At 64.2% G+C, this 24,657-nt stretch carries 22 protein-coding genes and 1 tRNA gene; 10 read left to right on the forward strand and 13 right to left on the reverse strand.

The window, feature by feature from the left end; translation table 11 throughout:
• Positions 1-9 precede the first annotated feature (9 nt).
• Both AC24YW_RS12350 and AC24YW_RS12355 read right to left on the reverse strand, forming a co-directional pair.
• Positions 10-1,053, reverse strand: coding sequence for a zinc-binding dehydrogenase (locus AC24YW_RS12350; protein WP_487482985.1), 1,044 nt, complete (start codon positions 1,051-1,053; stop codon positions 10-12).
• A gap of 15 nt (positions 1,054-1,068) precedes the next feature.
• Positions 1,069-1,734, reverse strand: coding sequence for a class I SAM-dependent methyltransferase (locus AC24YW_RS12355; RefSeq protein WP_487482986.1), 666 nt, complete (start codon positions 1,732-1,734; stop codon positions 1,069-1,071).
• A gap of 273 nt (positions 1,735-2,007) precedes the next feature.
• On the opposite strand from AC24YW_RS12355, the gene AC24YW_RS12360 reads away from it, so the two are divergent.
• A complete protein-coding gene (locus tag AC24YW_RS12360; protein WP_487482987.1) occupies positions 2,008-2,334 on the forward strand; it encodes a hypothetical protein in 327 nt (108 codons plus the stop codon).
• Positions 2,335-2,518: 184 nt separating this feature from the next.
• Positions 2,519-3,310, forward strand: coding sequence for a phytanoyl-CoA dioxygenase family protein (locus AC24YW_RS12365; RefSeq protein WP_487482988.1), 792 nt, complete (start codon positions 2,519-2,521; stop codon positions 3,308-3,310).
• Between the two features lie 51 nt (positions 3,311-3,361).
• On the opposite strand, the gene AC24YW_RS12370 is transcribed toward AC24YW_RS12365, so the two are convergent.
• The 3 genes from AC24YW_RS12370 to AC24YW_RS12380 all read right to left on the reverse strand — a co-directional run bounded on the left by AC24YW_RS12370 (position 3,362) and on the right by AC24YW_RS12380 (position 7,370).
• Complete coding sequence (locus AC24YW_RS12370; protein WP_487482989.1) at positions 3,362-4,381, reverse strand: tripartite tricarboxylate transporter substrate binding protein; 1,020 nt, start codon at positions 4,379-4,381, stop codon at positions 3,362-3,364.
• A gap of 100 nt (positions 4,382-4,481) precedes the next feature.
• On the reverse strand, positions 4,482-6,575 hold the full coding sequence (locus AC24YW_RS12375; protein ID WP_487482990.1) for an acetate--CoA ligase family protein: 2,094 nt from the start codon (positions 6,573-6,575) through the stop codon (positions 4,482-4,484).
• A 3-nt stretch (positions 6,576-6,578) separates the two neighbouring features.
• The gene (locus AC24YW_RS12380; RefSeq protein WP_487482991.1) at positions 6,579-7,370 is read right to left on the reverse strand and encodes an enoyl-CoA hydratase/isomerase family protein; all 792 of its coding nucleotides are present in this window, start codon (positions 7,368-7,370) and stop codon (positions 6,579-6,581) included.
• Between the two features lie 180 nt (positions 7,371-7,550).
• Here AC24YW_RS12380 and AC24YW_RS12385 point away from each other — a divergent pair, with 180 nt between their 5' ends.
• Entirely contained in the window at positions 7,551-8,321 is a 771-nt protein-coding gene (locus tag AC24YW_RS12385; RefSeq protein WP_487482992.1) for an IclR family transcriptional regulator, read from the forward strand.
• A gap of 66 nt (positions 8,322-8,387) precedes the next feature.
• Positions 8,388-8,675: a type II toxin-antitoxin system ParD family antitoxin gene (locus AC24YW_RS12390; RefSeq protein WP_487483301.1), complete on the forward strand. Its 288-nt coding sequence runs from the start codon at positions 8,388-8,390 to the stop codon at positions 8,673-8,675.
• A 190-nt stretch (positions 8,676-8,865) separates the two neighbouring features.
• Here AC24YW_RS12390 and AC24YW_RS12395 read toward each other — a convergent pair whose 3' ends face one another.
• Positions 8,866-9,768, reverse strand: a complete 903-nt coding sequence (locus tag AC24YW_RS12395) for a hypothetical protein (RefSeq protein WP_487482993.1) — start codon at positions 9,766-9,768, stop codon at positions 8,866-8,868.
• Positions 9,769-9,994: 226 nt separating this feature from the next.
• Between AC24YW_RS12395 and AC24YW_RS12400 the strand changes: the two genes are divergently transcribed.
• The 3 genes from AC24YW_RS12400 to AC24YW_RS12410 all read left to right on the forward strand — a co-directional run bounded on the left by AC24YW_RS12400 (position 9,995) and on the right by AC24YW_RS12410 (position 15,124).
• Positions 9,995-10,444: a hypothetical protein gene (locus AC24YW_RS12400; protein WP_487482994.1), complete on the forward strand. Its 450-nt coding sequence runs from the start codon at positions 9,995-9,997 to the stop codon at positions 10,442-10,444.
• A gap of 5 nt (positions 10,445-10,449) precedes the next feature.
• Complete coding sequence (locus AC24YW_RS12405) at positions 10,450-11,541, forward strand: hypothetical protein (protein ID WP_487482995.1); 1,092 nt, start codon at positions 10,450-10,452, stop codon at positions 11,539-11,541.
• Between the two features lie 73 nt (positions 11,542-11,614).
• On the forward strand, positions 11,615-15,124 hold the full coding sequence (locus tag AC24YW_RS12410; RefSeq protein WP_487482996.1) for a DUF4132 domain-containing protein: 3,510 nt from the start codon (positions 11,615-11,617) through the stop codon (positions 15,122-15,124).
• Between the two features lie 100 nt (positions 15,125-15,224).
• Here the strand turns inward: AC24YW_RS12410 and AC24YW_RS12415 are convergent, their stop codons facing one another.
• From AC24YW_RS12415 to AC24YW_RS12445, 7 genes are all read right to left on the reverse strand, one after another.
• Entirely contained in the window at positions 15,225-17,090 is a 1,866-nt protein-coding gene (locus tag AC24YW_RS12415) for an adenylate/guanylate cyclase domain-containing protein (protein WP_487482997.1), read from the reverse strand.
• A gap of 412 nt (positions 17,091-17,502) precedes the next feature.
• The gene (locus tag AC24YW_RS12420; protein ID WP_487482998.1) at positions 17,503-18,384 is read right to left on the reverse strand and encodes an SDR family oxidoreductase; all 882 of its coding nucleotides are present in this window, start codon (positions 18,382-18,384) and stop codon (positions 17,503-17,505) included.
• A 128-nt stretch (positions 18,385-18,512) separates the two neighbouring features.
• Positions 18,513-18,770, reverse strand: coding sequence for a helix-turn-helix domain-containing protein (locus AC24YW_RS12425; RefSeq protein ID WP_487482999.1), 258 nt, complete (start codon positions 18,768-18,770; stop codon positions 18,513-18,515).
• Positions 18,767-19,345: a hypothetical protein gene (locus tag AC24YW_RS12430; RefSeq protein WP_487483000.1), complete on the reverse strand. Its 579-nt coding sequence runs from the start codon at positions 19,343-19,345 to the stop codon at positions 18,767-18,769. The genes AC24YW_RS12425 and AC24YW_RS12430 overlap by 4 nt, the downstream gene beginning before the upstream one ends.
• A gap of 152 nt (positions 19,346-19,497) precedes the next feature.
• On the reverse strand, positions 19,498-19,854 hold the full coding sequence (gene queD, locus AC24YW_RS12435; RefSeq protein ID WP_487483001.1) for a 6-carboxytetrahydropterin synthase QueD: 357 nt from the start codon (positions 19,852-19,854) through the stop codon (positions 19,498-19,500).
• 84 nt (positions 19,855-19,938) lie between these two features.
• Positions 19,939-20,015, reverse strand: a tRNA-Arg gene (locus tag AC24YW_RS12440).
• Between the two features lie 265 nt (positions 20,016-20,280).
• Positions 20,281-21,780: an ATP-binding protein gene (locus AC24YW_RS12445; protein WP_487483002.1), complete on the reverse strand. Its 1,500-nt coding sequence runs from the start codon at positions 21,778-21,780 to the stop codon at positions 20,281-20,283.
• A 349-nt stretch (positions 21,781-22,129) separates the two neighbouring features.
• Here AC24YW_RS12445 and rpmH point away from each other — a divergent pair, with 349 nt between their 5' ends.
• Genes rpmH through yidC form a run of 3 tightly spaced genes read left to right on the forward strand, consistent with a single transcriptional unit; the run spans position 22,130 to position 24,574 of the window.
• On the forward strand, positions 22,130-22,264 hold the full coding sequence (gene rpmH, locus AC24YW_RS12450) for a 50S ribosomal protein L34 (protein WP_008542748.1): 135 nt from the start codon (positions 22,130-22,132) through the stop codon (positions 22,262-22,264).
• A 26-nt stretch (positions 22,265-22,290) separates the two neighbouring features.
• Positions 22,291-22,677, forward strand: a complete 387-nt coding sequence (gene rnpA / locus AC24YW_RS12455) for a ribonuclease P protein component (RefSeq protein ID WP_487483003.1) — start codon at positions 22,291-22,293, stop codon at positions 22,675-22,677.
• A gap of 16 nt (positions 22,678-22,693) precedes the next feature.
• On the forward strand, positions 22,694-24,574 hold the full coding sequence (gene yidC / locus AC24YW_RS12460) for a membrane protein insertase YidC (protein ID WP_487483004.1): 1,881 nt from the start codon (positions 22,694-22,696) through the stop codon (positions 24,572-24,574).
• Positions 24,575-24,657 lie beyond the last annotated feature (83 nt).

A 24,657-nucleotide genomic window follows, 5' to 3' on the forward strand; every position in this document is an offset into this window, starting at 1 on the left:
AAGTGACGCTCAGCTGATGTTCAGCAGGATCCGTCCCGATGTGCCGCTGCGCATCAGATCCAGCGCGGCGTTGATGTCGTCGAGCGCGAATTGGTGGGTCACGATGCCCCGGTAGCTCACCTTGCCGGCATCGCTGAGACGCACCAGGCGCGGGATATCGCGCGCGGGCTGGCACTGCCCGCCTTCGGAGCCCTTCAGCACCTTCTCGAAATGCAACGGCAGGGTATAGATCTCCGCCTTCTCGCGGGGCACGCCGACGAGGATGCAGCGGCCCTTCTTGGCCGTGATCTCGTAGGCGAGCTCGATCAGGTTCTTGACGCCGGTGGTCTCGACGACCTTGTCGGGGCCGTCGGCCCCCGTGATGGACCGGACCTCGGCGGCCACATCCTTTACCGTCTCGGAATTGATGACGTGGGTGGCGCCGAAATCCTTGGCCATGGCCAGCTTGTTGTCGAGACGGTCGATCGCAATGACCGGCCAGGCGCCGACCATCGCGGCGAATTGCACGATGTTCAATCCGACCCCGCCGACACCGAATACGACGACCGCTTCGCCGATGGCGATCTGTGCGTCGTTGTTGACGACGCCGAGCGCGGTCGTCACCGCACAGCCGAGCAGCGGCGCGCTGGTGCGGTCGATCGTATCGGGCACGGGCGTGACGCGATTCTCAGACACCACGGCATATTCGTTGAAGGTGGTGACCCAGCCCGCATTGAGCCGCTTGCCGCGCCAGGAATAGACCGGCGTGTCGGACTGGATGCCCTTGCCCGGCCGCCAATGCATGACGACGGTGTCGCCCTGCTTGCAGGAGACCACGCCGGGTCCGGTCTCGACGATGGTCGCCAGCGCCTCGTGCCCCAACAGATGCGGCAGGAACTTGTCGACGCCCTTGACGGCGTCGATCTCGTTGATCTGTGCGCCGCAAATGCTCGACGTGTGCACATGGGCGAGCACCTGGCCGTGCTCGAGCCTGTCGGGCAGATTGAACTCGTCGACGATCAGCGGCTTGCCGGATTCGACAAGGATCGCGGCCTTCGCGGTCTTGATGTCCATGGATCGCGCGCCCGGTCACTCGAAATAGATGAATTCGTAATCGCCGGTGTAGCCGAGCTTGCCGTAGAGCCAGATCCATTCCGAGGTGTGCAGGATGGATTCCGCCGTCAGCGCCCAGCATTCGAGGTTGTGCAGCTCGGCGACGTTGCGGTAGCCCTCGACCATGACGTATTTGTTCTTGCCGACCCGCTCGACCTCCTTGAGCGCGGCCTCGAGCTCATAGAGCCTGAGATTGTGCAGGGTGCCGAGCGAGATGACGAGGTCGAAACTGTCGTCGCCGTAGGGATAGACGTCCTGGGCGCGATAATTGAACAAATACGGCTTCACCTGCTCGTGCGCATTGGCAAGACCATGCCTGGAGATGTCGAAGCCGGTGACCTCAAGGCCCGGCAGGATCTTCTGCATCTCGTACAGCAGAAAGCCCTTGCCGCAGCCGACGTCGAGCACGCTGGACCCGTCCTTCAGGCCGTAGGTCTCGATCAGCGCCTTGGCGACGGGAGCCCAGCGCCCCTCGATGAAGCGGTAGCCGCCATAACCGAAACGGCGATCGCCGTCCCAGTAATCAGCCTCGTATTCCCGCGCCTTCAGCGAGCAGCCGATCTTGTCGTCGTTCATGCGGCCCATGTAGTCGCGCCTGGTCGCAGTGTGCAGCGGCGTCACGATATTCAGCAGTCGTCCCATTGACCCCTCGGATCTTCATCACGCGCGAGATTGTCTTGGCCGGCCTGGTGAGCCTCGCACGTGAGCTGCGAGCAGCCCTAGCAGTTGCGGCGAAGGCCATCATCGTTTCAGATCAATGATGTGGAGATGCTGCTGCGGCGCCGGTCAAGTACCGGCCGCCGATTCGCCAAGCCGGCCAGCGCCGCGTTCCAGCTGCAGCCGCCGGTGCCGTGACATCGCGACGCTGGAACGAGAAGCGCCGCGCAGCGTTCGGCAGGCAGGGAGAATCCTGCCATGCCGACCAAGCCGACCATCGCCCGCATCTGGCGCGGCCGTACCCGCCGCGACCTCGCCGACGCCTACCAGGCCTATCTGCAAGCCGAGGGCATCCCGCCGCTGCGAAAGACCGCGCTCGGCGTGCAGCAATTGCGCGAGGACCGCGACGAGGAGACGTGGTTCACCACCACTTCCTATTGGGCCGACATCGCAGCCATGACCGCCTTCACCAAGGGCGAGCCGACCAAGGTCCATCATCTCGCCCGCGACGCGGAGTTCCTGATCGAGCTGCCGGAGCGCATCGAGATCCACCGCATCCTGATCGACGAGCAGGGCCTGCGGTGAAAGCCTTGCCCATCCGTTTGTCCGTGTCTTGATTCCGCGCTCCGCCGCGCTATACGTTCCCGCCATGATGTTCATCTCCACATTCTTCCCGCTGATCTGAACGGCAGAACGTCGTTCCGGCGCTCCTGCGCCACTCAGATCAAACGGCTTCGCGCGATGCGGTGGCCGAACGGAGAGATGTGCAATGCCCAAGACCGAACAGGCTGGCCTGACGCCCGGTCAGGTCCAGACCTTCATCGACGACGGTTTCGTCAAACTCGAGAATGCCTTCAGCGCCGACCTTGCCGAGCAATGCAGGGACGAGCTGTGGGCGGATATCGGCCTGTCGCCGGACCAGCCCGAACATTGGACCCAGCCCGTGGTCCGGGTGGGCGCCAAAGCGACGCCCCCCTTCGTTGAAGCCGCGAATACGCCGCGTCTGCACACGGCCTATGATCAGCTCGCCGGCGAAGGGCGCTGGCTTGCGCCGACGGGGCTCGGAACCTTTCCGATCCGCTTCCCGTCATCGCAATCACCGGGCGACGATGGCTGGCATGTGGACATGAGCTTTGGCACCGCCCATGCCGACTTCATGGAATGGCGTGCCAATGTGACGAGCAGCGGCCGCGCGCTGCTGATGCTGTTCCTGTTCTCGGACGTCGGAAACGATGATGCGCCCACGCGGATCCGGAAAGGCTCGCATGCGGCCATCGCGCGGGAGCTGCTGCCCCATGGCGAGGCGGGCGCAACGCTCCGGCAACTTGCGGCCGACGACTGGGCGTCGACCAGGGATTGCGAGGTCGAACTTGCGACCGGCACGGCAGGCACCGTCTATCTGTGCCACCCGTTCCTTGTTCATGCCGCGCAACCCCACCGCGGGAAACAGCCGCGCTTCATGGCACAGCCTCCGCTGCTGCCGAAGCGCGAATTCGATCCGGCGCTGCCACCTTCGCCGGTTCAGCTCGCGATCCGGCGGGCTTGCGGGCTGACGGTCTAGGCGGATGACATCCGGGACCTCCGAGGGTCCCGGATGTTGCCGGATTCGAGGCTATTGCACCTCGATGTTCGCGTCCTTGATCAGCTTGCGCCAGCGTTCCTCTTCCTGGGCGACATAGCGATCGAGCTGTTCCGGTGCGCTGCCGACCATGATGAGGCCTTCGTTCGTCTCCAGCTTTTTGAATGCCCCGGACTGCACCGCCTTCGCGATCGCCTGGTTCAGGCGCGCAATCACCGCAGCCGGCGTCTTGGCCGGCGCGTACAATCCGTACCAGGACTCGGCGGCATAGCCGGGCAATCCAGCCTCGGAAACCGTCGGCAATTGCGGGAACGCGGCCGAACGCTCGGCCGAGGTGACGGCCAGGGCCCGGAGCTGACCCGCCGCTACCAGCGATGCTGCGCTCGCCACGGTGGTGAACATCACGTCGATCTGTCCGCCCAAGAGATCGCTGATCGCAGGCGCCGCGCCCTTGTAGGGGACCGCCGTCATCTTGACGTTCGCCATGGCGTTGAACAGCTCGCCGGCGAGGTGGGCCGAGGTGCCGATGCCGAACGTGCCGAAATTGAGCTTGCCGGGCTTGGCCTTGGCCTCCGTGATCAGATCGGAGATCGAGTTGATCTTGGATGCGGGGTTGACGACGACGACATTGAAGGACCGCGCGATGAGCGAGACCGCCGCGAAATCCTTGTGCGGATCGAACGGCAGCTTGTTGTAGAGGCTCGGGTTGACCGCGTGCGCGAAGGTCGCCAGCAGCAGCGAATAGCCGTCCGGCTCGCTCGTCGCGACGGTCTGGGTCCCGACGATGGTTCCGGCGCCCGGCTTGTTCTCGATGATGACGGGCTTGCCGAGGTCCGTTTGGATCTCCTGGGCGGTCGTTCGCGCGACGATGTCGGTTCCGCCGCCGGCCGCGAAGGGCACCACGATCTTGATGATCTTCTCGGGATACTCGGCCCGAACAGGCGCAGTGCTCAGTCCCGCCAGCACCAGCAAGGCCGAGGAGACGAGAATGACGGAGCGCGGCCAGCCCCTCCCTGCAGCGCGGTTGCGACCGATGATCTTGCCGATTGCCATGCGGACCTCCCATCCGATTCTTGTCGAGTTATTCAACGAGGTTTGTCGTGTTCGACGAACGCAGCCACGCGCCTTTCTGCAAGTTCCTGGCGGTGCGGCTTCACTTGCTTGCGTTGAGAACAGCCAGCCCGTCGGCCGCCTTCACGCCCTGGCCGGCCGGCAGCACGAAGACCGGATTGATCTCGGCCTCGACGAGCCGGTCGCCGAGCTGCGCGACCATCTGCGAGAAAGCGACGATCGCTGCTGTAAGGGCTTCGACATCGCATTTCGGCCGGCCGCGGAAGCCATCCAGCAACGGCCATGTGACGAGGTCGCGCGCCATCGCGCGTGCCTCTACGAGGCCGAGGCCGCCTTCCGGCGGCAGCAGGCGCATCGTCGTGTCCTTGAACAGCTCGGCGGCGACGCCGCCCATGCCGAGGAGGATGGCGACGCCGAGGGAATCGCGGTGCATCCCGAGAATGATTTCGACGCCGCCCGAAATCATCTCCTGAACCACGAATTGCTCGGGTCGTTTCCCGGTCCTTGCCTCGACCTCGTCGGCCATCGCCGTGAGTCGCGCGCCGATGGTTTCGGCTGTCAGGTTGACCGCGACGCCACCGACGTCGCTCTTGTGTGCGATCTCGCGTGAGAGAATCTTGAGCACGACTTTGCCGCCGAAGGCTTGCGCGGCCCGTTCCGCTTCTTCAGCCGTCGCGACCACCTGCTCTGCCACGGTCGGAATACCGAAGCGGGCGAACAAGGTTTTGGCCTGTGCTTCGTCCAGCGATCCCGCGGGGAGATCGGTGATGTCGACGCCCGTCGCAGCCGAGCCGGACGTCGCGACCTGCTCCGGCATTCCGGCCTGCAACAATCCGTCCAGCGCAGCGGCGCAGCTTTCGGCGGAGGTGTAGGCGGGGACGCCTCGCTGCGTGAGGACGGAGACCGCGTCGGGCGCGTGGGGGCTCACATAGGCAATGACGGGCTTGTCGCTGAGCGGCAGGCCATCGTGGATGGCGTCGGCCATCAGCGCCGGCGATCCCACGGCTGACGAGCCGGCGATGACGACCAGCGCATCGTAGGACGGGCTTGCGAGCAGGATGCGGATTGCGGCGCGCAGCACATCCGGCTGCAGGCCGGCGAGGGTCACATCGATCGGGTTGCGATCGAGCATGGCGTGCGATCCCGACTGCAGGGCGCGCAGTTGCGCGGCCGTATCCGCGTCGGGAGCGGGCGTTGCGAAGCCCGCGACGCCCAGACTGTCGGAGACGATGGTGCCGGCGCCGCCGGTCGAGGTGAGGATCGCCACGCGCCGGCCGCAGAGCTTCCGCCCCGTCGAAAGCACTGCCGGAATGTCGAGCAGGTCTTCGAAGGTTTTCGCGCGGATCACCCCGAGCTGCCTGAACAAGGCGTCGTACATGCGGTCGGAGCCTGCGAGCGCGCCCGTGTGCGAGATAGCCGCCTTTGCGCCCGCTTCCGATCGCCCGATCTTGAAGGCGACGATTGGCTTGCCGGCACCGCGCGCCTTGAGCACCGCTTCGCGGAAGCGCGCCGGATTGCGGATCGCCTCGATGTAGAGCGCGATGACTTTGGTCGCATTGTCGTCGGCGAGAAAGTCGATGAAGTCGGCGAGATCGAGATCGGCTTCGTTGCTGGTCGACACCAGCTTCGACAATCCGACCCCGCGCGCCGCGGCGCGCGACAGGATGGCGCCGAGAATGCCTCCGCTCTGCGAGACCAACCCGACCGGACCTGCCGGGAAATGGTCCATGGCCAGCGCGCCGGACGCCGACAGCACGATGCTGTCGGTGAGATTGACGAGGCCGATCGTGTTCGGCCCGAGCAGGCGCATGGCTCCGGCGGCCTGCATCAGCTGCTGCTGGCGCGCGGCGCCTTCGGCGCCGGTTTCGGTGAAGCCGCTGGCGAGAACGATGGCCGCGGCGGCACCGCGCGCGGACAATTCGCGCACCGCGACGTGGGCCCGTTCGGCGCCGAGCAGGACAAGGCCGACGTCGGGCACATCAGGCAGCGAGGCGATGTCGGGGTAGCAGGCGAGACCGCCGATTTCCTTGACCTTGGGATTGACGGGATAGATCGCACCCGCGAAGCCGTGCTTCCGGAGATAGGAGACCGGCCGCCCCGAGGTCTTGCTCGGATCCGCGGATGCACCGATCACGGCGATGCTGCGCGGCCGGATCAGGCGTTCGATCGCATTCATCGCTCAACCCTTCGCCGGGGATTGCGCGAGGAAGGCCGCCACGGCCTCGCGATGCTCCGCGCTGGTGTAGCAGATGGCCTGCGCCTGGCTGCCGAGATTGAAGATATCGTGCGCGGAATGCTCGAACGTCTCGTTCAGGATCTTCTTGCCGAGCGCGAGCGCGGTGGCAGACCCCTGCGCCAGTTCAGCCGCCCAGGCCTGTGCGGCTGACAGCAGCTCGGCCGCCGCCACCTTGCGATCGACGATGCCGAGCGCGAGCGCTTCGTCGGCCTCGACGACGCGGCCGGTGAAGATCAGCTCCTTGGCCCTGGCAAGCCCGACCCTACGCGGCAGGAAATACAGGCCGCCACCGTCGGGGATCAAGCCGCGCTTGATGTAGGACCAGGTGAATTTCGATCGTTCCGTGCCCATGACGAAGTCGCAGGCGAGCGCGATGTCGGCGCCGAGGCCCGCCGCGGCGCCGTTGACGGCGGCAATCGTCGGCTTCGGCAGGCCGAGCAGCAGCGATTGCACGTGATGCACGCCCTGCTGACGGCTCCATCCGTTGAATGCGACTTCGCCCTGCGGCGCCTCGAGCCGGCGTTTCATGCCGCTGATGTCGCCGCCGGCGCAGAACGCGTTGCCGCGCCCGGTCAGCACCAGCGCCTTGATCGCCTTGTCGCGGGACACGGTTTCGAGCGCGCCTGAGAACTCGGCGCGCATCTCGTCGCTCATGGCATTGCGCCGGTCCGGCCGGTTGAAGGCGATCGTCGCAATCCCGGCCTCGAGCGAAAATTCGATGAGCTGATAGGACATGGCAAGCTCCCTGGAGTCGGATCGATCTGCGCGACGAATGATCGGCACGAGCTCCGCAGCGGCGGTTTCCTCGTCGAGCCCTGCGCAGCCCGGCATTGTTCTTTCCGCTGCCTATAGCGGCTTGCAGCAACCCGCACATCCTCTTAATTCCACTCAGTGGAAATGTCGGAGAGAGCAGAGATGGCACAGGCGCGCAGATATGCGGGCGGAATCGACGGCAACCGCTCGCTCGAGCGGGGCGTCGAGATCCTCCGGGCATTCCGTCCCGGCGTCGACACGCTGGGCAATGGCGAGATCGCGGAGCGAACAGGCTTGCCGCGATCGACGGTCAGCCGGCTGACACGGACGCTGGTCAATTCCGGGATGCTCGACGAAGTCCGCAGCGAGCGGGCCTACCGCCTTGCCGCATCCGTCATCAGCATCGGTCACGCCATGCGGACCGGATCGCCCGTGCTCAACGCAATCGGCCCGATGATGCGGGCGGAATCGGCCAGGCGCCGGCTGAACGTCGGACTCGCGACTGCCGATAGGACCATGATGGTTTACCTGGAATCGATCCGCTACAGCCCGCGCGCGGCGCTGCGCAACGTGGTCGCCGGCCAGCAGGTCCCGATGGAGCTGACGTCGCTGGGTCGCGCCTATCTCGCCGGCACTACAGAGACCGAGCGCGAGCGATTGCTGAAGCAATTCAAGCGGCGTAGCGCAGCTGCGACGAGGGCGCTGCTGGCGGAGGTCAGGCAATCGATCAGCGCCGTCGAGCGCGACGGCTATTGCGCGGTGTCGTGGCAGCCCGCCGTTCTCGCCGTCGCAACGCCGATCGTGCTGGAGGGCCTTCCGGTCTACGCGCTCAACATGAGCCTGCAGAACGTAGAGCGCTCCGATGCGCTGGCGAGCGAGCTCGGCGGGTATCTCAAAGCGTTTGCGGCGAAATGCAAGGAAGTGCTGGGTTGAGGCGATCACACGCCTATGGCACAATATGCCATAGGTAGCTTGGCTTTGAGCAACAGGTAAATGGCAATGCCCACCCGGAACGTCGTGCTGACGGAGCGTCAGGAAGAACTGCTTGAGACCCTCGTCAAGTCTGGCCGCTACCAGAATGCCAGCGAGGTTCTGCGTGACGGGTTGCGGCTGGTGGAGCAACGCGAGGCGGAGGACGCAGGCAAGCTGAAAGCCCTGCGGGCAGCAGCGCGCGCTGGTGTCGGTGCCTTGGATCGGGGAGACTTCAAGGAATTTGCAACGATCAAAGACCTGCAAACCTATTTGAACGATCTCTCGGAGAAGATCATCTCCCGAACGGCCGAATAGAGCCGTCATGGCCGGCCGGAGATGGCGCGTTCGTCTCGGTGCAGCCGCAGAGGTCGACTTCGCCAACATCCTCAGATGGACCACAGAGAATTTCGGCGCGCGACAATCTCGGATCTATCGCGACACAATTGTTCGAGCGATAGGCGAGCTTGCCGACGGTCCCAATGTTGCGGGCTCCAGGCCGGCGCCGTCACAGTTTTCCATACACCCGCGCCGCCACCGCCTTCAGGCGCTCGACCGAGCCGGACTCCGGATGCGGCTTGACCGGCGCGAACAGGATCGAGGCCTGCCGGCCGTTCTTCCAGACATAGATGGTGACGGCGTTGGCGTTGCCCTTGGTGCAGGAATGCTCGCCGAAGGCTTCGCGGCCGAGCTCGGGGATCGCCACGTGCATGCAGGGCCCTGCGCGCTTCATCATGCCGAGGGCGGTATCGCGGGAGGTCGCGATCACCGCGACCGTCATGGTGTTGGCCTCGCGATCGAACATCATGCAGCTGCCCGCGCCGGTTCGCTGCACCGTCAGCGTGCCGTTGTCGAGAAAGCCGTCGGCATCGGCGGCCGTGAACCACTCGCAATTGCCGAACCGCTCGCTGCTCCTGCTCACATTGCCGACGGCAACGCGCGCGGCTTCGGCGATCGGCGCGAGCAGCGCATCGTCGGCACGCCGGCCGATCGGATAAACGCTGATCTGCAGAATGTAGTCGCCGGACAGGGCGACGACCGAGGCCTCCTGGCGCTCGGCGCCCGCGGCGCTCGTTCCACCCTGGCCCTCGTCGCCGATTCCTGACACCGCGCTCAGCTTCATGCGCTCACCGAGCGTCTTGACGAAGGTCGCGTACAATTCCCTGGCGCGGTCCTTGTCGGGATTGCGGAATACGCTCAGCATCATCGTGTCGCCGCGCCCAGCCTGGTAGATGCAGCCGCGGCCGTCCTGGTTCGAAATCAGCGACCATTTCAGCGCCGGCATCGCGCGGGCGAGCTCCTGGGCGCTGATGAACGGGCAGGTTTCGGCCGCGCGGGCGGGAAGGACCGGGGCGGCTGCGATGGCAAGGAATAGAAGGAGGCCGGAGAGCAGACGGGCGATGGGAGGCATCGGATCAATTCCTATCGAAATGGCGCGCCATTCAGGACCAATTGCGAGCATGTATCCCATTGAAATTTCAATCTCAATCCATCCGCCGCGGGCCGAAAGTTGGCACACCGGCGGAAAGTCGACCTCCAACTATTTACGACGGTGCCGCAATTGCAGTGAATCGCATTTTCGGAATCGTAATCTCGCGGTAGCATTCTCCGGGGTAGGCTCGCAGGGAGTGTGATGCATGAATGCCGTGTTGGAGGTTTATGACGAGCGGAAGCCGGGCGCCACGCGCGAACTGCGCCACCGGCTCGAATTGCCGACCGAACGAATGACCGCTCGCGACGTGATCCGCTGCCGCATCGAGGCGGACGTGGCCATGCACAATGCGCTCGAACGCGCCCGCCTTGACGGGAAAGCCGCCGCGGAGCGTGATGCTGCCGACGGATGGTTGGTCACGCCGGGTCCGGTCGAGCGAGCCCTGAACGGGCCTCGCGAGGTCTACGGTCCAGGCTCCTATCTCGACCTGATCGAGAGCGAGCCCTTGATCGCGGTCGCCCTCAAGGCGTTTGCGCGTAACGGCTTCTTCATGATCTTCGACGGCCGCCAGATCGTCGATCTCGACGAGGTCTTGTCGGTCCGGCACGACAGCACCGTGACCTTCCTTCGCCTTGTGCCGCTGGTCGGCGGCTGATTCGGATGCCGGAATATCCTTACGATCGCTTCGTCCATTTCCCGCCAGCGCGGGGCTTCGTTGCAGGCGTGCGGAGCGCATGGTTCTCCATGCGACGTTCTGTTTCGAACAGGATCTCGCATCTCAGAATGCGCCTGAGCTTGTGGTGGTATCGCGGAAAACGCGAACCCATTGTAGCCTTCGATTCGCGGACTGGACGGCCCGTTCTCGCTGGCATCCCCAACAGCGTCAATTTTTGCCGGACACGTCATGGCCGCGCGACGATCCTCTGGTCGCTTCACGGAACGCGCGGGGCTTGCGATTTCTGCCTGGCGCGGAATGTTCTCATCGCCACGGGCAAGCGCATCGAGGCTGCACAGCCGAGACGTCCCGACGATTCCGGAGACGGCTGGATTTGGGGCCGCTTCGAAATCACGGCTGACGATGTCGTGCTCATCGACGATCCCCGAGCGAAGCCGAAATACGATCCCGATGCAGACCCGGAAGCGACGCAGCAGGAAAAGCTCCTGGCGACGTCGCCGCGGTTCCGTGCCGCGGTCGCCAACCCGGATTGCGCGCGCGTCGCCTACCTGCTGCTGAGCCAGCTCGAATGGTTCAATGTCGGCGATCGCGACGAGCTACCAGCGTTGAGCAGCAGCCTCGCGGCGATGATCGCCGGCCTCCGTGATCGCGGTGAAATATATACGGACTACAAATTCGGCGCGACCACCGTTGGAATTCCGGCCGCCGACATCCACCGTTACACGCGTGAAATTCACGACATCATGAGCGAATTGGGTTGGCGGACCCACACGGCGGAAGAACTTCAATTGAAGGCGCGGGCCGACTTCAATAGCCGAGTCGACGAGAGGATCGCGAATTGGAACAGCTTGACGGCGCTCGAGGCGCGCGCCGCCGACTCATACGAGCCGACCGGCGGCCGGTATGCCGAAATCCCGATGCTGATCTACGAGGGCGAGGAGGCTTGGGCCGAGCAACTCCCAAAGGATACTAAGCGCATGATGTCCGAGGAATATGCCCGCCGTGTCCGCCATTTGATCGCAACGAACCGCATTTCACACGACGAATACCGCGCGCTTACAGGTTTGACTTGGTAGCCGCGACGGTGCGCACATGCGATCCATGCTGGGCGCGTGACAACCCTACGATACCTTTGAAGGATGATCGTTCATGGCGCCGCTCGACCTGTTGAAGCCGAAGGTGCGGACTCTCGAGGATTGGTCGCCGGATACGCCTCCCGCACGCATCGACATGAACGCGCTGCTCGCCGACCTGCGCCGGTCGGGCGTGACGGCGCTCGACAGCTTCCTGAGCGAGTGCCTCGACGGCGAGCAGTTGCCCTTTCAGGTCGACTACCTTCGCGTATCGCGTATCGCCCGCGAATTGCCCGATACCGACAAGCTGCGATTGCTCGGGCGCGCGGCGCAGACCTCGGCGATCGTCAGCAATCCCAACCTGACGTGGCCCGAGACGCTTCGAATGGACAAAGCTCGGTTGTGGGCTCGCCTGCTCGATTATGCCGTACATTCAATCGTGGACACGAAGGCCCAACTGGATGATCGGACTGCCACCGATCTGGCGCGCACCGCACACATCAGCGCGTCAACGCCGGAGGACAAGGCCGGCAGAATGCATCTGCTGTACATAGCCGAGATCCTCGCCGGCTGCACACCCGTGTCCATGAGCGACGCGCAACGCCAAGTCATCGCCGATGTTGCCGACTTGATCGATGGCTTTGCTTGGGCCCCCCATCGTTACGCAGACGCGATCCGCGTCGTCGAGCCATTGTATCATCGGCTTGGCAGTACATTTTCTGACGGCATCCTGTTTCAGCGCAGAGAGCGAGCCAGAGAAACGGCGCGTCTGGCCATCGTTCATGTTTGCAACGGGATAAGTCCACCGGTCAAAGACTTGATCGAGGCACTTTGTCAGAGATCTCCGGACGCCAAAGTCCAGCAGATGCAGAATTCTCTGGCAGCGCAGATCCTGGCCTTTTCCCCGTCGGCGAAGGGAGAGGCTCTTGGCATGATGGCCGAGGCAAACCGCCGCAAGGAGGCGCTGGAAGCGGGAAAGGTTGCCAATTTCCCGCCTTATTCGGAGTATTCCGACTACGCAGGCATTGGACACATTACCTATCACGGGTCCGGTCCGTTCTCGAATCTGTACCGCCAGCTGCTCAAGACCAAGCTCGTTACCAGTGAGGCGGCCGCGGTCACCTTGCTCACCGCCATGCGCGGATTGGAAATCCTGCAGGACGTTCGCGTCATCAACGCTGTAATCGCGACGATGAAAGCCGGAGCGGCGCCGCAAACCAGAGCGGCTGCCAGTGCATGCCTTGCGTGGCTCGAGGAGAAATATCCGACCGCGGCTACGACCAAGCAAAGGTCGTTTCGCGCCCAGGCCATTCCCCGCCTCAAGGCCGCGCTTCATACCACCGACGGCAAGCAGGCGACCGAAGAGCCATTACCGCCGCGTCCCGAATTGAAGGGGTGGTCCAACGCCCTTGCGTTCGAAAAAGCCCTCACGGCCTATTATGGCGACCTCAATGATCTCAGAAAATGCACCCTGCAGGACGTCGCCTTTGTCGAAGACTATCTGAAGGGCCCGGCGCAACCCGACACGCCCTACAAGGTCACCGAAGAGACGACACAGGAAAGATTCGACGAAGAATGGGCGATCAGCCATTGGCATAGGGAAAGGCGATGGTTCTCCGACGTGCTCCTGAATCGGATGCGGAAGGCCGCTACGATCCCCGCAGAATTTCACGCCGCTTGGAAGGCGCTACATGTTTGCGCCTACCAACTCGAGGGCAAGAGCACGCCTTCGGAGAAGTGGCGGAAGGCAGCCCGCCCCTCGGTGTCCAATCTGAACGCCGAACAGCGGATCGTGTTTCTGACCACGATCCTCGACGTCTTGAACCCCGAGCAGGGTTTCCCGACCGATCCGCTTGCGCGCGCGGTGATCTACATCTCGGCCGACTGGGCGCCCGATGCCGTCGGACCGATCCTGACGCGCCACGCTCAGAAGATCTGCTTCGAAACCGTTCCCGGATTGGGCATGCGCAACGAGCGCCTCGGCAACGCCTGTCTGTGGGCCCTCATTCATCTTCCCGATGGCGGGGGCGTGCGCTATCTCGCCCGGCTGCTGGCGCGCGTGAAATATCCCAAGGTGAAAAAGCGCATCGAGGCCGCACTGAACGAAGCCGCGGCGAAGGCAGGCATCACCCGGAGCGAACTAGACGAGCTATCGATCCCGACGCATGATCTCGACGCGCTCGGCACCACAGAGATCGCCGTCGGCGACGGCGCCGCGCTTCTGTCGATCGCCGGCACAGCCTCGGTCGACGTGGCGTGGCGCGCGGCGAACGGGAAAATCTCCAAGTCGGTCCCGGCCGGGCTAAAGGAGAACAGGGGCGCCATCAAGTCGGCGAAGGCGCTCGCTAAGGAGATCGAGGCCGATCTGTCCGTCCAGCCGCAACGCCTGCAACGGCTCTGGCTCGATGACCGGCGCTGGACCGCGGAGAGCTGGCGGCAACGCTACGCGCAGCATCCGCTGGTCGGCGCGCTGAGCCGCCGACTGATCTGGAACGTGCATCATGGCGACGAGCGCGTCGCTGCCCTCTGGTCGGGTGACGGCATGAGCGACCACAGCGGCAAGCCGGTCTCGATCGATGACGCGGAGATCACGCTCTGGCACCCGATCGGTTGCGAGGTCGATGAGGTGATGGGGTGGCGCGCAAGAGTCAACGCGCTCGGCATCGTGCAGCCGTTCAAGCAGGCACACCGGGAAGTCTATCTCGTCACCGACGCCGAACGGCGTACCGGCGCCTATTCGAACCGCTTTGCCGGGCATATCGTCAAGCAGCATCAGCTCATGGCGCTGGCTCGCCTCAATGGCTGGATGGTGACGCATCGGATCTGGGCCGACACGCCCAACGACCAGCCGACCCACATCGTGCTGCCGCGGCAGGGCCTCGTCGCCGAGTTCTGGACCGAGGGTGCCGGCGGCGATGATCCGGAGGTCACGGATTCGCAGGCCTATCTCTATCTGACGACCGACCAGCTTCGCTTCTACCGGATCGCCAATCCCGCCGAAGCCGTGGTCGCCTCCGCTCACGGGCCGCAACGGGGGGCAGTCGTCGATATCGCCGACGTCCCGCCGCTCGTGCTGTCGGAGGTGATGCGCCATTGCGACCTGTTTGTCGGCGTGGCCTCGGTGGCGAACGATCCCAACTGGGCCGATGGCGGCCGAGATGCTGAACATCCCAACCAATGGCGTCGCACGATCGGCGCCGACTATTGGCGGACACAGGCTTTCGGCGACCTCGGCACGATGGCGGAGACGCGTCTTGCATTCTTGACCGCCCTTCTGCCGAGCCTGGCGGTCGGCAAGGTCTCGCGCATCATCGACGGCAAGTTCATGCGCGTCGAGGGCAAGCTGCGCGCCTACAAGATCCATCTTGGCTCCGGCAACATCCTGATGGAGCCGAACGACCAGTATCTGTGCATCGTCCCGGCGTCCGCCGGCGGGGACGATGTGCGCCTGCCATTCGAGGGCGACAACATGTTGTCGATCATCCTGTCAAAGGCAGCGATGCTCGCAGCCGACGATGAGATCACCGACCCCGACATCCTGAGCCAGTTCGAACGTTGGCGCGCCCGGAACGATTCGAGCGTGTGATCCTCAGATTCGTACCCTGATGCTCTGAACTACGGGCGCATTTCGCAAACTATCGAAACGGCGCGCCCGACGAGATGAAACTGAGAAGCTGCAAATCCTGTTACGCAGCCCCCGGCGCCTTCGCCACCGTCAGGTCATTGAGGAACTGCTCCATGAGCGGCTTGTTGCCGAACCGGCGATAAGAGCGCTCTGCCGCCAACGAAAATGTCGGTTGGGCCCCTACCAGATTTGCCATCGTCAGCTGCGCCGCTTCTATGTCACCGCGCCGCCCTTGCAGTGCAGCCTGGATCAGCAGGCAGTTGGCATCGCGCGGCGCCCTTACGAGGCATTCGGAGATCACGGTCGCCGACTCGTCGCGACGATCAGCGGCGTAAAGCGCCTGGCCGTGCACATAGGCGTAATATTCCGGCGCCATGGGATGAAGACGACGTGCCCGCTCGGCATTGGCAACGGCGTCCGCGTAGTCGCCGAAACGGACTTGCGCCTTTGCCAATGCCATCATGCTGTCGGGGTCATTGGGATTCAGTTCGACGGCGCGCTTGGCGGCCTGCAAGCCGCCGGCATAATCGCCCTGCACCGCCAGCCCGAAGCTGATCACCTGATAGCCGAGCGCGAGATTGGGATCGAGGCGCACAGCCTGGCGCGCTTCGCTGAGACCTAGTTCCAGCTCATGCGCTGTCGCCCGACCATTCGACCTCCTGGCCACATCCGCGATGTAAGTGAGGGCCAAGCCCGCACGGGCGGCGGCATAGGCCGGGTCCATTTCCAGCGCGCGCTGATAGAGGCCGCGTGCCTCCGTAAGTGCTTCCGCATCCTGGACGCCATGCCGGTAGCGATGACGAGCCCGCAGGAGGAGATCGTAAGCCTGAAGGTTGTCGGTCGGACGTTGCGCGGCAGCGATGGCTTCACTTCGGCCGATATACGGCGCGAGCTGGGCGACGATTTCCGTGGTCAGCTCGCTTTGTACGGTGAAGACGTCGGCAACCTGCCTGTCGAAGCTGCGCGACCAAAGGTGCGCGCCCGATTTCACGTCGATCAGCTGCGCCGAGACGCGAAGCCGGTCCCCCTCGCGGCGTGCGCTGCCTTCCACCACGTAGGAAACGCCCAGCTTCGCCCCGAGCTTGCGCATGTCGCTTTCCTGCCCGCGCACGGCATAGGTGGAGTCGCGCGCGATGATCTGAAGCTCGGAATTCCTTGCAAGCGCCGTGGTCACATCCTCGGTCAGCCCGTCTGCAAAGTATGACTGGTCGCCGCCCATGGCCGCAAAGGGCATGACCGCAACCGACGGCCGCGGGTCGGTGCGGGGCTGGTCGAACAACAGCGCGGCCGGGAGCCGGCTGACCATCGCCGCCAGGGAAAGCGGTTGGATTTGGGTGCCGATGAGGACGAGGGCTATCGCGGCGACGCCATACGACCAGCGCGCAGCGGTACCGTGCAGAACACGCGAGATTTTTCGCCAGCGAGACCACGAGGATTGCGCGCGCCGGACCCGGTAGACATTGAGACGCTCGGGAATGTTCTTGGCGCGCCTGCGGCCCACGCGCGCGAACACCTCGCCGCGATTGCGGTCTGCGGCCATGACGACAGCGCCGCTAACAAAGATGCTGCCGGGATCGGCCATCGTCTCAAGTCGTGTGGCGACATTAACGCCGTCGCCGTACATATCGCCATTATCCTCGATGACATCACCGAGGTTGATGCCTATGCGCAGCTCAAACGGGGCGTTGTCGAACCCTTGCTGGATAGCAGTGCCCGCATCAACCGCTTCGTTGACGCTGGGAAACATCGCCAGAAAACCGTCCCCGGTCTTCTTGAAGATGCGTCCACCATGCTGCGCGACTGTGGGCTCGATCAGATTGTCGAAGACCGTGCGCAGCTCTTTGTAGGTGGAGGCCTCGTTTTCGGCCATCATCAGGCTGTAGCTGACGATGTCGGCAGCCATGATCGCGGCGAGCTTGCGTTCCATCAACGGTTTCCCTGAACAGGGGCCAAGCCAAAACTGGCGTTGCGGACATTCTACGCCAGCTTGAGATTAAACCTTCCAACCCGCATGCGGTGATCAACACGGCTCATATGTGCGTGAGCAATGCCCCGGCGGCGGCGTGCAGGCAGCACTCCGTTCAGAGAACGATCCTGAGTGTTCCTGAGGGTTCCAATATGGCCGGATAGCCTTGAGCGCGGTCCGAAAGGGCGTCACGCTTTCGGGATCGCCTCACATACGGCTTCCGGCCCGGATCTCCCGAGCCGAAAGCAATGGACGGGTCGTTGCGGGGATCGACCTAGACAGGCTTGCAGCGCCCCTGCGAATGGCGTTCCGCAAGGATTGACCGGCCTGGGTTCTCGACGACTTAGTTTAGCTCGCCGCCGAGGCATCCCTTTTAGCGCGTGCTGTAGCCGTCATTGACCCAGATCGTCTGGCCCGTGATCCAATGCGCTCGCGGGGACGCCAGGAACGCCACCGTCGGCACAATGTCTGCCACTTCGCCCAGACGCCGCGCAGGCGTGGCGCTCTGCAGATAACTGACGGACGTGGGCGTTTCCTGGCTGTGAAAGAATGGCGTGTTGACCGCACCCGGCGCGACCACGTTCACGGTCACACGGCGTGGTCCGATCTCGCGTGCCAGCATGCGCGAGAATGCCTCCATCGGCGCTTTGGTACCAGCATACGCAGAATAATTCGGCGTCGACGCGTTCAACAGCGAAGTGCCGATATTGATGATGCGCCCTTGGTCCGAAATCCGGCGCGCCGCCTCCCGCATCGAGTAGAACATGGCCCGGGTATTGATGCCCAGGCAAGCCTCGAACTCCTCGTCGGTGATCTCCGACATCGGCAGCTTACGGATGCGCCCGGCATTGTTGACGACCACGTCGACACGCCTGAAGGCGTCGAAGCACGCATCGTACATGGCGCGGACGTTGGCCGGGACGGAGAGATCGCCGACGAATATCTCCGCCCGGACGCCACGGGCGCGGCACAGGCGCGCGGTTTCATCGGCCTGGTCGCGCGTGTTGGGGGTGTGGTGATGGACCAGGATATCGGCGCCCATCTCTGCCAGCGCCACCGCGAAGCCCCGGCCTAGATTGTTGCGCGCGCCGGTCACGATCGCGGCCTTGCCGTTGAGGTCGCGCTCTGCCGTGCGCTGAACCGATTGCGCTTCGGCCTTTGCGGACATCGCCGTGATGACGGCGACCCCAACGCCGGTGATCGCCATGCGGCGGTCGATGCCGTGGTCATCCAGTTCTGGTGCGTCTCCTGTCATCTCTCGCTCATGCTCCTCGGCCGGAAAGGATCGGGTGAATGCCTGAGCCGCGACCGATATCTGCATGCCCAACGGGCCGACAGGTTGATTCTTGCTGTTTTGGCGTTGACCAGCTCTTGCTGTGTGCTTCAGCGCGGGCGGATTTCGGACGGCAGGAGGCCTGTCTGGGCGCGGAACCGGCGACGAAAATGATTGATGTTCGAATAGCCGAGTTCGGCGGCGATCACTTCGACGCTATCGCGCGTTTTCTGAAGGCGTTGACGCGCATGCTCGAGCCGGCGGCTCGACACATATTGATGCGGTGCCGACCCGGTGGCGGCTTTGAAAGCCCTCGCAAAGTGAAACGGGCTTAGTGCTGCAACGTGCCCTAGCTGCGAAAGCGTCAATTCTGCCCCAACGTGCGCCTCAACGAAATCCAGCACCCTGCCAAGGCGGCGCGCATCCAGCGCCCTTTTGAGCGCTCGGCCGGCCGCCCGCCGAACTTTACACACAGAACAATTGCGTAGAGCGTCCGCACCAATGAATCGCGCTCAACATCATTCAAATGGCGCCTCCCGCGAGCGGCTGAGCGGAAGCGGTCAGCGATCGCCCAAGCGTGCAGGTTCTCCCAGCCATGAAGATCGGCGAGATCGGCATGGGCTTCGGCACCAACTTCCTCCGCGATTTCCTTTCGGAGAGTCGCGTCCGCTGAAATCTCTATCACTTCGGCGGGCGTTGTCGTTCGCACCCATTTGACGGGCTCTCCGCCGGTCAAACCGATTGTTCCCGCGGGCGCATCGCGAGCGACGGTGCGCCCACTCGCCAACTCTACGATGGCGTTCTTCTGACCGTTAAACCCCACTGCGATCGACCCGGGCAACGCGACGGATGCGTTGCCCCCCTCCGCTACAGACGGCATGCGCAGGTGCGCGACGCGAACGGTCCCAAATGCAAGGCGGGCTATGTCAATGCGACTGAACATCTGATGCAGTACTTGGGGGATACTGGGGATTGCATCAAGTCAGATGCTTCGCCCTCGTCAGCAAGCTTCGGCCCTCCGGCCGGAGCGGCTTGGAGCCCTGACATGACCTAATGACGGTAAGGCCGGCACCGGGTCAGCGCCAGGGACCAGCGTCACCGCCCCTGGTATTCGGCCCAGCAATCCGCCGTTTCATAGACGCGGACCGCCCACAGCTGCGGCAGGCCAGGCTTCAGCCGCTCCCAGATCCAGATCGCGATGTTCTCGGCGGTCGGGTTGGCGAGGCCGTCCACCTCGTTCAGGCACTGGTGGTCCAGTGCCGCCATGATGCCGGCGAAGCTTTTCTCGATGTCGAAGAAATCGGCGACGAAGCCGGTGTGCGGGTCGACAGGTCCGTCCAGCTGGACCTCGACCCGATAGGAATGACCATGCAGCCGGCTGCACCGGTGAGTCTCGGGCACGTTTGGCAGCCGATGCGCCGCCTCGAACTTGAACGCCTGCGATATCCTCATCCAGCTCCCCACACGGCATGGCCATCCGGTCTCGGGCCGGTCTGGCGACCAGATGCTGTCCTGTCCTGACCTTTCGGCGAAGAATGGCGCGCCCGGAACGATTCGAACGTCCGACCCTCAGATTCGTAGTCTGATGCTCTATCCAGCTGAGCTACGGGCGCGTGTTTCGCAAGCAGCGCGGGCAAAGCCCGCAAGCAGCCCCCGGCGAAGCCGGAGGGGGTGCGAAAGAGCGCTCTGACTAACCGCTCTTGCCCCGATTGGCAAGGTCCGGGACGGGGAGATTTTGGCAGGGCGCTGACGGTCTCTCGCCGGTCATTCCGGGGCTCGCGAAGCGAGAACCCGGAATCTCGTGCCAAAAACGTCTGGATTCCGGGTTCGGCGCTTCGCGCCGCCCCGGAATGACGTCAGCCTCGGCCACAGGCCGACTTAGGCCCTCTGCCGCTCGTTGCGAATGGAGAGCAGTTCCACCGGGCGGTCGGGGATGACGATGCGGAAAGTGGCGCCGATGGTGCCTTCGACCAGATGGATCTCGCCGCCATGGGCGCGGACCAGCTCGGCGGCGATGGCAAGGCCAAGGCCGCTGCCGCCGGGGCGGCCCGAGGTCTGGAAGGCCTCGAACAGGCGCTCCCGGGTCTTCGGGGGGACGCCGGGGCCGGTGTCGGAGACCTCGAGAATCGCGACGGCGCCTTCTCGCTTTCCGGTGATCCGGATCTGCTGCAGACGCCCCTCGCCCGCCGCATGGCTTTCGAGCGCCTGCGCGGCGTTGCGGACGAGGTTGAGCAAGACGCGGAACAGCTGGTCGGGGTCGGCATCGACCGCGAGCCCGCGCTCGATCGCGGCGACCCAGGCGATCGAGGCCTCGTTGGCGAGCCCCGCGGTCTCCCGCACCTCCATCACGACAGGCTCGATCAGGATCATGCGGCGGTCGGGCGCGGCCTCCTGGGCGCGTCCGTAGGACAATGTCGACTGGCAGAAGGCGATGGCGCGCTCGAGCGAGCGCACGAGCTTGGGAGCAAAGCGCTGCACGCGCGGATCCGGCACACTGGCGAGCTGGTCCGACAGCAGCTGGGCCGAGGCGAGCAGATTGCGCAGATCGTGATTGATCTTGGAGACGGCGAGGCCGAGGGCGGCGAGGCGGCTCTTCTGATGCAGCATCGACATCAGGTCGCGCTGCATGTCCGACAATTCACGCTCGGCCACCCCGATCTCGTCGCTGCGCTGGCTCGGCACGATGATGCCGGCCGAGCTCTCGGGATTCTCGTGGAAGCCGACCAGGCTCGCGGTCAGCCGCCGCATCGGCCGCACGAAGAGATAATGGAGCGCGAGGTAGACGAGGCCCGCCGTCAGCACCGCAATGATCAGCGCGACCACGACGAGGTTGCGGGAGAAGCGGTACATCTGCTTCCGCAGCGGCAGCTCGTCGGTGACGATCTCGATGAACTGGGCATTGCCGACCCCGGGGCCGACGATGCGGATGGCCTGGTTGCCGGTCTCCAGCATCATCCGGAACGAGCCGGTGATCGCCTCCCAGGCCGTCATGTCGCGCAGGTCGATGTCGTGCTCGATAGCGGCGGGAATGTTGTCGCTGGCAAGCAGCCGGCGCTGCTGGCCCATCTTGATGGCGACGGCGCGGGCATTGATGCTCTTCAGGATCTGCCGCGACAGCGAATCGGGAACCATGCCGAGCGGCGCCGCATCCAGCACCAGCGCCGCGGTGTTGGCCGCCGCGACGCGATCATTCAGCCGGTTGACCCAGAAATTCGCGATGGCGGGCACGTAGAGCAGCACCGCGGCGATCATGACCAGGGGAATAGTGAGCAGCAGCAGCTTGCCGGACAGGCCGAGCCCACGCGAGCCGCGGGGCCGCGTCGCCGGCTGGTCCGGCTGATCCAGATCCTGGATCGGCTGGCGATCTGTGGCTGGCACGAAACTCGCCCCTGTTGGCCTTGGCTGATGGAGGATGCGACCCGACCGATGTCCGGTCAAATTACGGATCGCTAATCTGCCGAGGTGGGATGTAGGCGCTGATAGCGCGAGTCGCCACCTCAAGTGTTAAAAACCTCGCGCAAACAGCGATATTCACCAAAATCGCGCGCTTGTGCGGCGTTGACGAAAACAAGGCACTCCCTTATAAGCCGCGCGAATTGTCCGCGATGACCCGGTGCGACACCGGGAGCGGCTCTCTTGGGGCCGAAAAGGGCCCGTTTTGGGCCGCATCTTCCGGACTTTACCATCAATTCTACAGGCAAATTGCCCGGTCAGCGGAGAAAAACCCGTGAAGCGGACTTATCAACCCAGCAAACTGGTGCGCAAGCGCCGTCACGGCTTCCGCGCCCGTCTCGCCACTGCCGGCGGCCGCAAGGTTCTCGCCGCCCGCCGCGCCCGCGGCCGCAAGCGTCTGAGCGCCTGAGCCGGACCCCCTTTTGGGATTTCATCATGGATCGGCTGAGGCAGCGGGCGGATTTCCTCGCCGTTGCCAATGGCGCGCGGGTCAACAGTCCCGCGTTCGTCCTGCAAAGCCGCCACCGCGATGATTCCGGCCCTGTCAGGATCGGCTTCACGGTCACCAAGAAGAACGGCAACGCCCCCGAGCGCAATCGCATCCGGCGCCGGTTGCGGGAACTGGTGAAGCGGCTCGATCCGACATCGATGCAGCCCCACCATGATTATGTCCTGGTCGGACGAAGGGACGCGCTCTCGCGCGACTTCGCCACCATGCTCGACGATCTGCGCATAGCGTTCACGAAGCCCGCGCGGCATACGGCCAAAGCGCGCGGCCACAGGCCAGGCCCCGCCGCAGCGACCAGCCGCAAACCGGATTGATGACGAGACAATCGAGATGACCGATAATCGCAATACCATCCTCGCCGTCATTCTATCCGGCCTGGTACTGATCGCGTGGCAGTATTTCTACAACGTGCCGCAGATGGAGAAGCAGCGCGCCCAGCAGCAGGCGCAGGCCGAGCTCCAGAAGACGACGCCGCAACCGACCGCCTCGGCGACGCCGGGCGGCGCGCCGGCAACGCCGGGCAGCGCGCCGCAGCCGGGCGCGACCCAGCCGGCAACGCCGGCTGCGGGCCAGCCCCAAGCGGTCGTTCCCCGCGAGGCCGCCATTGCAGCCAGCCCGCGCGTCAAGATCGAGACGCCGCGGATCGCCGGCAGCATCGCGCTGAAGGGCGGCCGCATCGATGACATCGCGCTGGTGCAATATCGCGAGACGGTCGATCCGAAATCGCCGCCGATCGTCCTCTATTCGCCGTCGGGTACGGCGGAGCCCTATTACGCCGAGTTCGGCTGGGTTGCGGCGACGGGCGTGACGGCAAAGATGCCGGATGCGCAGACCGTCTGGCAGCAGGAGGGCAGCGGCAGCCTGACGCCGTCGACGCCCGTGGTGCTGAAATGGGACAATGGCGACGGCCTGACCTTCCGCCGCACCATCGCCATCGACGATCATTATCTCTTCACCATCAAGGACGAGGTGAGCAATGTCGGCAATGCGCCGGTCACGCTCTATCCGTTCGCGCTGATCTCGCGCCACGGCGCGCCGCACGTTTCGGGCTATTACATCCTGCATGAGGGCCTGATCGGCTATCTCGGCGAACACAGGCTGCAGGAATATGCCTACAGCAAGATCGACGAAGCCAAGCAGGTGAACTTCAAGGCCACCAATGGCTGGCTCGGCATCACCGACAAATACTGGGCCTCCGCGCTGCTGCCGGATACCAACGCCCAGCTCCAGGCGCGTTTCTCGTCGAACCCGGTCGGCAAGGTCCATACCTACCAGACCGACTACCTGCTCGACCCCGTCACCGTCGCGATCGGCGGCACCGCGACGGCCAACGCGCGGCTGTTCGCTGGCGCCAAGGAAGCCGGCGTGGTCGGCATCAACTTCCCGCTCGCAGGCCTCGGCGGCTACAACAAGGCGCTCGGCCTCAACCAGTTCGACCTGCTGATCGACTGGGGTTGGTTCTACTTCCTCACCAAGCCGATGTTCCTCGGCCTCGACTTCTTCTTCCGCTTCTTCGGCAATTTCGGCGTCTCGATTCTGCTGGTGACGGTGATCGTGAAGCTGCTGTTCTTCCCGCTGGCGAACAAGTCCTACGCCTCGATGGCGAAGATGAAGTCGATCCAGCCGCAGCTTTTGGCGCTGAAGGAGCGCTATCCCGACGACAAGGTGAAGCAGCAGCAGGAGATGATGGAGATCTACCGCAAGGAGAAGATCAATCCGGTCGCCGGCTGTCTTCCCGTGCTGATCCAGATCCCGGTCTTCTTCGCGCTCTACAAGGTGCTGTTCGTCACCATCGAGATGCGGCACGCGCCGTTCTTCGGATGGATCAAGGACCTCTCGGCGCCGGATCCGACCAATCTGTTCAATCTGTTCGGGCTGATCCCGTTCGATCCGACCACGATTCCGGTGTTCGGCTATTACCTCGCGCTCGGCATCTGGCCGATCATCATGGGCATCACGATGTGGATTCAGATGAAGCTGAATCCGACGCCGCCGGATCCGACCCAGCAGATCATCTTCAACTGGATGCCGCTGATCTTCACCTTCATGCTGGCGGGATTCCCGGCGGGCCTCGTGATCTACTGGGCCTGGAACAACCTGCTCTCGGTGATCCAGCAGGGCTACATCATGCGCCGCAACGGCGTGAAGGTGGAGCTGTTCGACAACATTCGAAACTCGTTCAAAAAAAAAGTGACGCCTGAGGCGGTGTAGGCGTCATTGCGAACTGAGCTGCCTCCACGTCGTCATGCCCGGGCTTGTCCCGCCTGCGCGGCCGAAGCCGCTTTGGCGCGGCG

This window comes from Bradyrhizobium sp. USDA3516, from assembly GCF_057651995.1.